12 protein-coding genes are annotated in these 11741 nt (G+C 40.4%); 5 read left to right on the forward strand and 7 right to left on the reverse strand.

Annotated elements, in window-relative coordinates; genetic code table 11:
* Positions 1-52: 52 nt before the first annotated feature.
* Genes J5O05_RS02155 through J5O05_RS02165 form a run of 3 tightly spaced genes read right to left on the reverse strand, consistent with a single transcriptional unit; the run spans position 53 to position 3848 of the window.
* Positions 53-2278, reverse strand: a complete 2226-nt coding sequence (locus tag J5O05_RS02155) for an NAD(P)-binding protein (RefSeq protein WP_208843403.1) — start codon at positions 2276-2278, stop codon at positions 53-55.
* Between the two features lie 2 nt (positions 2279-2280).
* Positions 2281-3240: an acetoacetate decarboxylase family protein gene (locus J5O05_RS02160; RefSeq protein ID WP_208843404.1), complete on the reverse strand. Its 960-nt coding sequence runs from the start codon at positions 3238-3240 to the stop codon at positions 2281-2283.
* Positions 3241-3266: 26 nt separating this feature from the next.
* Positions 3267-3848, reverse strand: a complete 582-nt coding sequence (locus tag J5O05_RS02165; RefSeq protein ID WP_208843405.1) for a hypothetical protein — start codon at positions 3846-3848, stop codon at positions 3267-3269.
* 199 nt (positions 3849-4047) lie between these two features.
* Between J5O05_RS02165 and J5O05_RS02170 the strand changes: the two genes are divergently transcribed.
* The 3 genes from J5O05_RS02170 to J5O05_RS02180 all read left to right on the forward strand — a co-directional run bounded on the left by J5O05_RS02170 (position 4048) and on the right by J5O05_RS02180 (position 5110).
* A complete protein-coding gene (locus J5O05_RS02170; RefSeq protein WP_208843406.1) occupies positions 4048-4224 on the forward strand; it encodes a hypothetical protein in 177 nt (58 codons plus the stop codon).
* 126 nt (positions 4225-4350) lie between these two features.
* Entirely contained in the window at positions 4351-4644 is a 294-nt protein-coding gene (locus J5O05_RS02175) for a hypothetical protein (RefSeq protein ID WP_208843407.1), read from the forward strand.
* Positions 4631-5110, forward strand: a complete 480-nt coding sequence (locus tag J5O05_RS02180; RefSeq protein ID WP_208843408.1) for a hypothetical protein — start codon at positions 4631-4633, stop codon at positions 5108-5110. The genes J5O05_RS02175 and J5O05_RS02180 overlap by 14 nt, the downstream gene beginning before the upstream one ends.
* Positions 5111-5201: 91 nt before the next feature.
* On the opposite strand, the gene ccoG is transcribed toward J5O05_RS02180, so the two are convergent.
* From ccoG to J5O05_RS02200, 4 genes are all read right to left on the reverse strand, one after another.
* The gene (ccoG, locus tag J5O05_RS02185; RefSeq protein ID WP_208843409.1) at positions 5202-6584 is read right to left on the reverse strand and encodes a cytochrome c oxidase accessory protein CcoG; all 1383 of its coding nucleotides are present in this window, start codon (positions 6582-6584) and stop codon (positions 5202-5204) included.
* Positions 6585-6709: 125 nt separating this feature from the next.
* Positions 6710-8149, reverse strand: a complete 1440-nt coding sequence (locus J5O05_RS02190; RefSeq protein WP_208843410.1) for a sigma-54 interaction domain-containing protein — start codon at positions 8147-8149, stop codon at positions 6710-6712.
* 98 nt (positions 8150-8247) lie between these two features.
* Positions 8248-8439 carry a hypothetical protein gene (locus tag J5O05_RS02195; RefSeq protein WP_208843411.1) on the reverse strand — a complete coding sequence of 64 codons (192 nt, stop codon included), beginning with the start codon at positions 8437-8439 and terminating at the stop codon, positions 8248-8250.
* Between the two features lie 103 nt (positions 8440-8542).
* Complete coding sequence (locus tag J5O05_RS02200) at positions 8543-9505, reverse strand: GlxA family transcriptional regulator (RefSeq protein WP_208843412.1); 963 nt, start codon at positions 9503-9505, stop codon at positions 8543-8545.
* Between the two features lie 96 nt (positions 9506-9601).
* On the opposite strand from J5O05_RS02200, the gene J5O05_RS02205 reads away from it, so the two are divergent.
* Both J5O05_RS02205 and rsmF read left to right on the forward strand, forming a co-directional pair.
* Positions 9602-10024, forward strand: a complete 423-nt coding sequence (locus J5O05_RS02205; protein ID WP_208843413.1) for an MAPEG family protein — start codon at positions 9602-9604, stop codon at positions 10022-10024.
* A gap of 72 nt (positions 10025-10096) precedes the next feature.
* On the forward strand, positions 10097-11539 hold the full coding sequence (gene rsmF / locus J5O05_RS02210; protein ID WP_208843414.1) for a 16S rRNA (cytosine(1407)-C(5))-methyltransferase RsmF: 1443 nt from the start codon (positions 10097-10099) through the stop codon (positions 11537-11539).
* The last annotated feature ends 202 nt before the right edge of the window (positions 11540-11741 follow it).

Raw genomic sequence — 11741 nt, forward strand, 5'->3', positions numbered from 1 at the left:
TCGTTATTTTTTAGGTTTTTAAGTGTTTTTGGCTCATTTTAGAACAACTTGGCTACGAAAAAGGTTCAAAACCGTTTTCACCTGATATTTCCAACTCCAAGCCCCCAACTAAACGCGCCGTTTGCATACCTGCCATTACAGCTGCTTCAACGCAACCTGCATTTACCCCTGTAGAAATCCAGTCTCCAGTTATAAACAAGTTATTGAAAATTGTGCCGTCGGTTTTAAGCCGATATTGGCTTGACCCCTTGACTGACAACACGTAGCGTTCCGTGGGATCGACATTCGCTCGCCAATATTGTGAATCCAACGCAGTTGAATTTTCGTTTGTAAACAGCACAGTCGTATCAAAATCGCCGTTAACATAGGCGTTTGGCCACAGTGGCGCCATATCATTGTGTACTTTGTTTAACCAGTTTGTTTTTACTATTTCTTTCATTTTCTTAGGAAAATTAAGATCATTTTGTGGCGGATACTCGCTGCAAGGAAGTGCACTACAAAAATACGCGATGTTTCTTGGCTCGTTTCCTTGTGGCCATTGTTCTTTATCGAGCAAATTAGCCATGCCTGCCCACGTGTCAAACGGCTCTGAATATCCACTTAGAATTGGATGTTCGCCGGTTGAAGAACTCTGAAAACCCAGTTCATAATCAGTTTTATTTAACCACAATTGGAACGCTTGTGTTGCAACGGCTTTAACTTGAGTAGCCTGTGCTTCAAACTTAGGATCCACATTTAATAATGTGGGGCATAAATGCCTAATCGCAGCAACCGAAATACCAAAGATAACCTCATCAAAATCGAGGCCCTTAACGAGTGTTTTACTTTGAGCTTCCTTATCAAAATAAGCTTGATACTTTTCGCGATAACCCGACCAGAAAGACTCGAGATTAATATTTTCACTTTGTAAAAACTCAGCCACGTCCTCTCTAATCTGGTTGTAATCAGGCTCCGAGGGCCAGCAAGGCAAACCTTTTACATCCACAAGCGGTTGATAGGAATCGTGTTTTAATGGTGCTTGTTCTAGTATTTCAATTTCATTAACTTGCCATTGCCCAAATTCATCTTGAGCACAACGAAGTTGTTCAACTTCATTGAAGAATTTAAATGTAACCCCACGCTTTTCTAGTAGCTCATAGATTGGAGAAAAGATCACATCGCCCATACCGCCTTGCATTTTCCACATCACACCGCCTTGATAGCACAGCATGATACGTAACATGGCGAGGATAGAAACGCCCGCTTCGACGTTCGGCTTATCGAAATTGCCGTCTTCGTAACCGAACACTAAATCATAAAATCCTCTTACTGGCGCGGAATCGACGGCGTATTGCTTATCTGCGCCATTTCGTGCTAACCATTCTTTAAAATCGTACTGGTTTAAATACCCAAATCCGCGGTCATAGACTTTGTCTCGGATTAAACCCACAGTGACGGCTATTGCCAAGTCTGCACAAATGTACAACCTACGCAGGTCATCATTATCATCAAGATGTTCTACAATTTCAGATTTTAACCATCGACGTATTTTTCTGACCAAATACCAAACACTGAGATTGTCTAATTTCTTTTGTTGCTTATCTTGTGCGCGTAATGAGACAACATTGTTAAGCTGTTCCATTAGAATCGACGGGCTACTCCAAATTTCCTGAGCTTCGTCTTTTACAGAGTCAAACCAGCCATGAACATCATCTTCAAAATGGTTATAGGCTGCTTTAACCTCTGTGACTAAATGCTGCAACAACGATCTATCTCGTGCTTTCTTGGTCTGTACTTTTGTCTTCTTGTTCAAAGTTTTGGCTTTTGACTCCAATTCACTGACGAATTGGTGAAGCCATGCGTGAAGCATTTTGAGAATTTGCCAAAAGTGTAAGTCCAGTGTACCGTCGGCGGGATTACCATCAATTAGAGGGAATTCGATAGGCCATGTTTTCCATTCACTGTTGATTGGCTCTTCTAGGACTACATAGCTGTGTGGTCGAAATGCTTGTTGCCAAGTCGCAAGCGGTACTGTTGCAGGTCGAGCCAGCTCATCATAGACATATTCCATCGTACGAAAAGCGTTCACATAAGCGCCAAACCAAACGTGAAGACCATGTTCTTCAATGCGTTGTCCAAACTGAGCGTTTCGTCCACTCGCTCCTTTACCACCTAGTCGCCAACCCATTTGGTAAACGGTCAATTCGTAGTGTTCTTGCCAGTCTGGTTTTGTTGTTAAATAAACTGCGGCTGTCATTGCTGACACACCACCACCTAAAATAGCAATTTTTTTCGCCATGGCTAGATGCCTCGCTCAATGATTTCTTTCGCACTTTGCTGGTCAAAGTCCATTAATACATAAAAGCCAAAATCGAGTTTCTGAGTGCCTAATTGAACTCCAAACATATCTTTTAATGGATAGGCATCCACTTGATTCACCGTTAGGTTAAAGTCATGTTTTAACAAGCCAAGCTTATGAACTCGCTTAACATCCGAAGGCGAATGCATAACAGCTTGATAAACTGCATTCTTGCCCTCTCCGTCTGGAAACTGCTTGAATAGAATTTGATCCATTTGTGGATGAACAAAACCGGACAACAATTGCTTTAAAAACGCCAATGAAACGTCAACCTGTTTGTTCGCGTCATGCAAAAAGTCAGCAATGTGCGCACCCAGGTCGGCAATTTCTGAAAACCAAGATTCGTCACCTTCAATCCGATCAATCTCCAGTAAAGTATGCCAATCCATTTTGGTTTCCGGTGTAAAAGGTTGAAAGGTTTCCAAAGAAAGGCTGAAACGCGTTGGCACTTGCGATAGATTTGGCATTTCATATCGACACAAATACTTGTTGTAACCCCACGTCTCTCTCCCGTTGATAAGCGCGTTTATATTATTTACCGTAATAAACGCGGGGAACCAATATAATCTCGTTATGCGGTTATCAACTTTGTCCACTTGTGCAACAGGAAGCCAAAAAATGATGTCCGTTTCTTGCATCCAACCATAGTTTGAAAAAGGCGGTGTTTTTGATGCAATGTTTTCAATATCAGTAAAGGTCAACATTAAATTATCAGACATCGCTTTGAATTCGAAGTCTGGCGATTGAACAACATTGAGTGTGTTATCAATGTAGCGTTGGATCACGTCAAGGTCACCTTTCACAAAGAAACCATACATCAATGCATTAAGCATTCTACATGGTGGTTTCGCTACAGGGTTACCTAAAAAATGTTGGTATTGAAATGGAGGATTTTCACTCATTTGAATTCCTTGAGATGGCTTTATCGTTAAGCTAGTTCAAATTGATGATGTTTTTTTGATTCGCAATGCAATATTGCTGAACATTTGCAAATTTCGGAAAAATGTTTAGATGCAGCTGCATCAAATTTAGAGGATTCAGGATTCATAAATCCTGCAGAATAACGCGTGCGATAACAATGAACACCAGCCGTTTTGCCAAGCTTGCAAATGACTTCTTGTAGATTTGACGGTTCATCATAAGCGAAATACAAATCGGTTTTACAGGCTGGTTTAAGATTCGTAAAGTTCTCAATTTGGTCTGGATAAAACCCCGTGAAATGTTGCACACGCTTTAGAGGGAGCTCAGACAGTGCCCGCCAAGTCGCAAGCGCACCAGTACCAAATGCAACTATCGCCGAAGGCTGAAACCGCATGATTGCTTCTTTGACTTTCTCACAATAGGTATCGTGACCACAAAGTCGATTGTAGGCGTCTATTGCATCGGATTCGGAATTAAAATGTAGAATTTCATTGAATGGTGAACACACTTCTAGTTTACATTGAAACTGCGACGAGAATGCGCTCAGCGCGGCTGTGTCACCATATTGATCTGAAACAAGTAGCATCATCTTTGGGTGCTCTTTTTTATTATTTTAATTAGTACCTAAAACTTAGCAGAATAAGTTTTTATTTCAAATTAATAACAATTTTTAAACATCGAATTCAGGTCACATCGAAATGAAAAGCGAAGTTCGGAAAATTTTCTTGTTATAGTCATCAAAAGATCATATTGCTACACAAAACTGTGTTCAAATTATGGAGATAAATATGAATCTACAAAAAGTTGAACCACACAACCATTACGTTATGCCGATACAATATATATCGGTGAACAAGTCACAAGTTATTGTTCGAGATCATTTTGGCATTAAAAACATCACTTTTTCCAGTACAAAAGATGCTCGCAACTATGCCAAATCGCTACAGCTCATGTTGGAATTCTAACCGTTTGTTTTAAATCTGCTAAACTGAGGAAATGCGTTCAAACTCCTCGGTATTATGCGGGTAATCTTACTACTTCTCCTCCTACTACTATCACGTTCTTCATTTGCACACAGTGTCGAGTGGATCATGCTCGATTTTCCACCGTACTATATTGTAGATGACAAACGTGAAGGCTTAGGTCGAGATGAAGCCGTGATCCAACTTTTGAATCAGGCTTTGAAGGACTACACCGTTAGCACAATTATGATGCCCGCAAGTAGAGCCATTTATGCGCTGAGAGATACTGATAAATTACGTTGTTTAATCTCGTTATACAAAACGCGTGACCGAGTTCCAATATTTAAATTTTTCTTCCGAGTACAGCACAGTTGGCTTACCAATTACCGTCGCATTAAAGCGAACCACATTGAACAAACTTAAACTGAAAGAAAGTAACTCTATTTCGTTAAAAATGCTCCTCAAAGATGACGCCTTGCATTTGGGTTTCACCGAAAACAGAGCTTTTGGATTAGAAATTGATAACGTACTAAAGTCAGCAGAACAATCTCAACTCGAAGCTCGTCCTGGTGGCGATGCCCTTAGAAGTCTGACAATGATGTTGTTAAAAGACCGTGTAGACCTCGTGCTTGGTTATGCAAGTGAGCATTTTTATGCCAAGCAGCTACAAGACCCTGATGATGAGCTAACCCAACTTTCACTTACAGAAACACCTGAACTCAGTTTTGGTTATGTTGGATGTTCGCGTCATGAAGATTCTGTCGAATATTTAAATAGAGTAGACGAAGTTTTGCGCAAGCTGCATTATGATCATCGGTTTCATGAAATTATGTTGCGCTGGCTTCCAGAAGGTTTGAAATCCAATCTGAACTATCATCTAGAAAAGTAACCTAAGCTATTTTTTGGCGTATTCCTTTACCCACTTAAGGTAAGGTTAGAGTAAAGCAACAAGCTTTCACTAGTCGCTTTACTCCTCTTTGCTACTTTGAATAGAAATAGCTTTTTTTAACCATCTGTATTTCAGCATTTTGCTGAGATTCAACGATAAATTCGATTGGATGCGCTTTACTCTTTATAAAACTAGCATCTGCTTTCAAAGTTACAGGTACGAGCACCATAGCGCCTGCATCAATATTAATTTGTTTTGGCGCGCTTACCTCAACGTCTTCCAATCCCCTTACAGAAACCGTATAGGACATCGGTTGTTGCGTCTTATTCACGATGCTAAGTGTATATGGATTTTCCGCATACCCCATGTAATCCATTCGATAAAGTGCGTTTCTATCTCGGATCACAGAAACTTCAATTGGCGTACGTAAACTTAACCACACGAACATGACTACCAAAGTCAACACCGTCAGACTGGCATAGCCAATAAGTTTTAAGTTACCACTGCGACTCTTGATACCTAACGCACTGTTTTCACTTGAGTAGGCAATTAGATCTCGCGCGTAGCCGAATTTATCCATCGTGTCGTTACACGCATCAATACATAAGCCACAGTTAATGCATTCATATTGCAATCCATTTCGAATGTCTATTCCCGCAGGACAAACCTCAACACATAAATTACAATCAACACAATCACCTAAACCCTGAGCTTTATGATCAGCTTTTCTTTTGCGCGGGCCACGATTTTCACCTCTTGCTACATCATAAGTCACAAGCTTCGTGTCTTTGTCGAACATCACTGACTGAAACCGTGCGTATGGACATGCCACCGTGCACATTTTTTCGCGTAAAAATCCCGCATTTCCATATGTGCAAAACATGAATAGCCCCACCCAAAAAGTGACAAGACCTGACCATTCAAAATGGAGCAATTCGCTATACAAAGTTCGCACCGGTATGAAATAGGACATGAAGGTAGTTGCTGTCAAAAACGATATTAACAACCACGCGACGTGTTTTATGGTTTTTTTAGTTACTTTCTTTGTATCCCAACCTGATTTATCGAGTTTAATCCGTTGGTTTCGATTTCCTTCTACTCGGTGTTCAACCCAAGTAAAAAGTAACATCCACACGGTTTGAGGACACACATAGCCACACCAAACTCGACCAAGCCAGTTTGTAATAAAGAACAAACCAAATGCGGATGCCATAAACACCCAAGCGAGAATCATCAGATCCTGTGGTAAAAATGTTGCGCCAAACACGCGGAAATGTTGTGAACTCACATCGAGTAAGAACGCTTGACTACCGTTGTAGTTTTTCCAGGGGATTAAAATAAAACTTGCCATAAGTATCCAACTTAAATAACGACGTATTTTTTGGAACTTACCCTTTTGCTCGCGTACATAAATTGCCGAATCTTGCTTGTAGGGCTTTATGATTAGGTTTTCTTCTTTAATATCAAATTTCATTGGCTTTACTTTTTCTACAAAGACTTACCTCCTAATGGCAAGTTTTAAGCCAAATCTAAATGTTATTTATGTTGTTATATTTCAAAAGGTTAATCAAAGAACAAGAAATATTGGATCGTGACATATCACGAATTCGCCATATTTCGCGATTTGACACCTAATTTCTTCATTTTTGAACGCAGCGTACTTTCTGGCATGTCTAATATTGTCGCGGCCCCCTTCGGTCCAGAGATCCTGCCATCACAATATTTAAGAACATTTATGATATGTTGTGCAATCGCTTCGTCTAACGTTTGATTGGTTACAACATGTTCAGAGAACGCTTCAAGCAAAGGCGTTGAAAGTTTTAAAATACCGCCATGATTTAAAATGGCTTCACGCTCAATAACATTCTGCAATTCCCGAATGTTTCCAGGCCAGCTGTATTGCATGAATTTCTTTAATGCTGACTTTGAAATCCCGCGAAGTTTAGTACCAAGTTTATGGTTAGTGAGCGCTAAAATTTCAGTAGCAAGTAAAGGGATGTCCTCTATTCTTTCTCGTAGTGGCGGTAACATTATTGGAAATACGTTTAGCCGATAGAACAAATCCATCCGAAACTTTCCTGAACCGACCATATCCAGTAAATCTCGGTTTGTTGCAGCAATTAAGCGTATATCTACTTTAATTGTCTGTTGCCCGCCAACTCGTTCGAATTCACTCTCTTGAAGAACGCGCAGAAGTTTGCTTTGAGCTGCAAGAGAAAGTTCACCAATTTCATCTAGAAATAAAGTGCCGCCATGGGCGAGTTCAAAGCGCCCTTTCCGTCGCTCCACGGCCCCCGTAAAAGCCCCTTTTTCATGGCCAAATAATTCCGATTCTAGTAAGGAATCCGAAAAAGCCGCACAATTCACCCTGATAAAAGATTGATTTTTTCTATTACCTAAACGATGCAAACTTCTAGCAATCAGTTCCTTACCAGTACCATTTTCACCTTGAATTAGCACCGTACTTTCCGTTTTGCTAACAAGTTCCACCTGTTGCAGTACTTTTAAAAAGCGCTCACTTTGTCCGACCATACCGGAACTACGCCAATCTGCATTTAATTCGTTGGTCAGATATTCATTTTCTTCTTGGAGCTGCTCAGACAACTGCTGAACTTTTGTTAAAGCATCACGCAATGCGTGTTCGGTTTGTGTTTGAATTGAAATATCGCGAAATATCGCGACCGCACCAATAAGCGTATTGTCTTTCATTATTGGGGTAGTCGTGTATTCCACGGGAAAACGAGAACCATCCTTTCGCCAGAAAACTTCATTCTTAACGTTTCGGACTTTTCCATCTTTAAGTGTTTGATATATTTTGCAGAGTTCTGCCGGATATACCGAACCATCGGCATGACTATGGTGATGATATTCGTGTATCCGTTTCCCTATCAACTCAGACGCCATCCAACCTGTCATTTTCTCTGCGGCAGGATTAACGAATACGGCATTGCCCTCTAAATCAAAGCCATATATGCCCTCACCGACTGAATTTAATAAAATTTCAGGGTCAGATAAGAATTGTTTTAATGGTGAGTTCATCGTATAGCTATAATGTTCGTGAAATTTCACGAAAATATAGCATAGCTGATGTTCTAAAGACTATACCGCTTTGGTATGTGTGGGAGTTGACCTACACGTTATTGTTGTCGAATCCAAATTTGCGTTTGTTCATCGCCCACTTGCTGTATCAATGTTATTTCGCCAAGTACGGTTGAACTTGCCCCACCTACATTGTCATCCTCAGGCGGCTTTGGTTGGCCTTTTCCCTTACCACATGCTGTTATAAATACGAGTAGCGTTCCTAAAATAACGAGTTTTAGCTTAATCATCAGTAACTCCCTCCCCCAGCGATACGATAATTTGGGATACATTTGTAACCCAAATTATAGGCTGAATATGGCAATTATGCGATTGATAGCAATAACTAAACGTTCAACTGTGTTTTAAACTTGATGCAGAAAAGCCAAAATGTTTTTGAAATTGACGACTGAATGCACTGACATCTTGGTAGCCAACTTCGTAAGCAATATCGTACAGTTTACGGTGCGGTGATGCTTTTATTTCGTGAATAGCAGCTTCTAATCGAGCGATTAACACGTATTTAGATGGCGTCATTCCATACAATAATTTAAATGTGCGTATTAAGTTACGCACACTCATCGAGCCTACATTTGCCAAAGATTCATTACTCAAATCACCGCCAAGATTAGTACGAATAAACTGAACGACAGGATGCAAACGTTTACCTGCATGTAAGTCTAAAACATTCAAATCAATAAATTGTTCTTGATTCACCATTATGTCGGGTATCACTAACCATTTTTTAAGTTGTAAAAGTACATCCCGACCAAAATGACGTTCAACAAGGAAAAAGACGAGCGCTTGGAAACAGTGGGTCGCGCCTGCAGTGATAAATTTACCTGAACGCACAATTGGCTTATCTAGCATCAGTTCTACGCCCGGGTAGTGCTTCGCAAAGAAACGTCTTAACCACCAACTTGTCGTGACTGTATCAGGTAACGTGGTAATGCAAGCCAACATCAACGCGACGCCTGTGCAAGAACCAGCCACAATTTGAGCACTGTTGATTGCGTCATTTAAAGACGTTTTACAGAGGCTTACCGACTGACTTTCCAATATCAAGTTCTCGGAACCTCTATAACGAGAACCTAAAAACCAAATAACCTCGTTATCTATTCCAAGATTGCTTAACTGTTCGCAAGGAATTGATACACCCATACTCGTTTTTATTTGCGAACCTTGAGGGCTGTATAAAGTCACCGTAACGGCCAAATTCTTATCCCTCGCGATGAGGTTGGCGAAGTTAAAGTAATCAATGATCCCTGCGATTGATGTCGCAACGACTTCATCCAATGCGATAAGCGCGATCTTCACTTGTCACTATTACCTATATTTTTGTCATTAGTGCCAGTTTAGACTGAGTAATAAGCAATGTAAATTATGTACAACATCAAACAAAGGAGAAACACAATGTGGATTCAATACCCAATTTTAGTTCTACTCTGCTTAACGATAACACTATGGTTAACCACATTTAAATTGCGACTAAAGGCCGTGCTAAGTCGACAGATCACACCGCACGACCTTTTCTTTGCAAACACCCAAAGTTTGTCCGAACGCGCTATCTTGCTTGGAAAAAACTACGATAACCAATTTCAATTACCTCTGCTCTTTTTGCTTGGATTGTTCTTTGTAGAGTTGGAGCTGTTAGATGGAGCATTTTGGAAAGTTTCCGCTTGGATATTTGTTGTTACTCGACTTTGGCATTCCTATGAGCATGTTATTGCGATGAATTTACGCAGAAGAACCTTCGCTTTTACCCTAAACGCTTGCAGTGTTTTTACGCTCTGGATTGGGCTTATGATCCATATGGTACAGGTGACGCAGTCTTAGTTTTCACAACATTATCCTTAGAGCTCATTAGATGTTAAAATTTCATTTTACGATTTTTGAGGCTCTAAACGCGTGAACGACAAGCTTTATATTCCGAATAACTTTATTGAAGACGTTAAATCTTATCTCCCATCTCATTTGGCTATCGACGATTTCATTGAATATTGCAAACGCCCTTTGAGGCGTTCCGTTCGCGTCAACACGTTAAAAATGTCAGTAAACGATTTCAAACAATCTTGTCTTGAACGCGGCTGGACTATTGCTGCCATACCTTGGTGTGAAGAAGGATTTTGGCTTGAAAGAACCGCAGAAGAAGAACAAACCCTTCCAATCGGTAATACCGACTTGCACCTAAGTGGTTGTATTTACGTTCAAGAAGCAAGCTCGATGCTACCGCCCATGGCACTCAGAGAAGCGCTATCAGGCAATCCAAAAGTTGTACTCGATGTTGCAGCTGCACCTGGTTCAAAAACGACACAACTTGCCGCACTTATGGACAATCAAGGTTTACTCATCGCTAACGAGTTCTCTTCATCTCGTGTAAAAGTACTTGCTGCCAATTTAAAAAGAATGGGCGTTGTAAATACGGCGTTATCCCACTTTGATGGTGCAATATTTGGCGATTACATGTCGGAATGTTTCGATGAAATATTGTTGGATGCACCTTGCTCTGGTGAGGGAACGGTCCGAAAGGACGAACACGCTTTAAAAAATTGGTCTATCGAATCCAACATAGACATCGCGGCGGTTCAAAAGCAGCTTATTGTAAGTGCTTTTCATGCCCTAAAACCAGGTGGGCACCTAGTTTATTCAACCTGCACGCTTACGCCGATAGAGAATCAGCAAGTCTGCCAATATCTACTGGATTCATTTCCAGGGAGCGTTGAGATAGTTTCTTTGCATACGCTGTTTGAAGGCGCTGAGAAAGCAACTACAGACGAAGGCTACTTACACGTATGGCCTCAAATTTTCGATAGTGAAGGATTTTTTATTGCAAAATTCAAGAAACTCGAAAGGGTAGAAAATAGCAATCAAAAAACTAAAAAGGGAAACTTCCCCTTCTCACCAGCGCCAAAAAAAGAAAAGCAGTTTTTTGATAATCTTATATCAAATCAATTTGGTCTAAAATCCTATTCCGGCAATTTATACGTGCGTGATAAAGAAGTGTGGCTGTTTCCACATGAAGCGACAGAATTGCTCGAAAAAATCAAATATCAAAGAATCGGTATTCTCGTCGGCACGACGCATAAGAATGGGATTCGACTAGAACACGAGTTGGCAACCACTTTCGGGCACCTTGCCACTAAAAACACCTATGCCTTGTCTCAATCACAGGCGATCGAATACTTTAAAGGTCAAGATGTGACCTTAGAAGAAAATACCAAAAACAAAGGCGAAGTGATATTAACGCTTTGTGGAGCACCGATTGGCTTAGGAAAATGGCAAGGTCATAAAATTAAGAACTCGTTACCAAGAGACCTAGTACAAAATGGGAACTTAATAAGCTGGGGATAACTTGGATACAAGTTTTTGATAAATTCTGAATAAAATTTCAAAATAAATTTTAGTTACTTGAATTTACTTAAGTTTAAAAGGTTTCAAATATTTGTATATTTTCTGACCTGTTTACTACAATTAAAGAACTTCTACTTCTCCCTTAAAGTTGAAGGTGTTTAAGTTAGCGCATGGCTCCATTGAGCCTTCCCCTAAGCCCAGA

The organism is Pseudoalteromonas xiamenensis (genome assembly GCF_017638925.1).
GTDB classification, from domain to species: domain Bacteria; phylum Pseudomonadota; class Gammaproteobacteria; order Enterobacterales; family Alteromonadaceae; genus Pseudoalteromonas; species Pseudoalteromonas xiamenensis.

Coding starts and splice junctions, on each gene's coding strand:
- J5O05_RS02160 (WP_208843404.1), bottom strand. CDS start 3,240: ATGAGTGAAAATCCTCCATTTCAATACCAACATTTTTTAGGTAACCCT.
- J5O05_RS02190 (WP_208843410.1), bottom strand. CDS start 8,149: ATGAACTCACCATTAAAACAATTCTTATCTGACCCTGAAATTTTATTA.
- J5O05_RS02170 (WP_208843406.1), top strand. CDS start 4,048: ATGAATCTACAAAAAGTTGAACCACACAACCATTACGTTATGCCGATA.
- J5O05_RS02205 (WP_208843413.1), top strand. CDS start 9,602: ATGTGGATTCAATACCCAATTTTAGTTCTACTCTGCTTAACGATAACA.
- J5O05_RS02195 (WP_208843411.1), bottom strand. CDS start 8,439: ATGATTAAGCTAAAACTCGTTATTTTAGGAACGCTACTCGTATTTATA.
- J5O05_RS02175 (WP_208843407.1), top strand. CDS start 4,351: ATGCTCGATTTTCCACCGTACTATATTGTAGATGACAAACGTGAAGGC.
- ccoG (WP_208843409.1), bottom strand. CDS start 6,584: ATGAAATTTGATATTAAAGAAGAAAACCTAATCATAAAGCCCTACAAG.
- J5O05_RS02155 (WP_208843403.1), bottom strand. CDS start 2,278: ATGGCGAAAAAAATTGCTATTTTAGGTGGTGGTGTGTCAGCAATGACA.
- J5O05_RS02165 (WP_208843405.1), bottom strand. CDS start 3,848: ATGATGCTACTTGTTTCAGATCAATATGGTGACACAGCCGCGCTGAGC.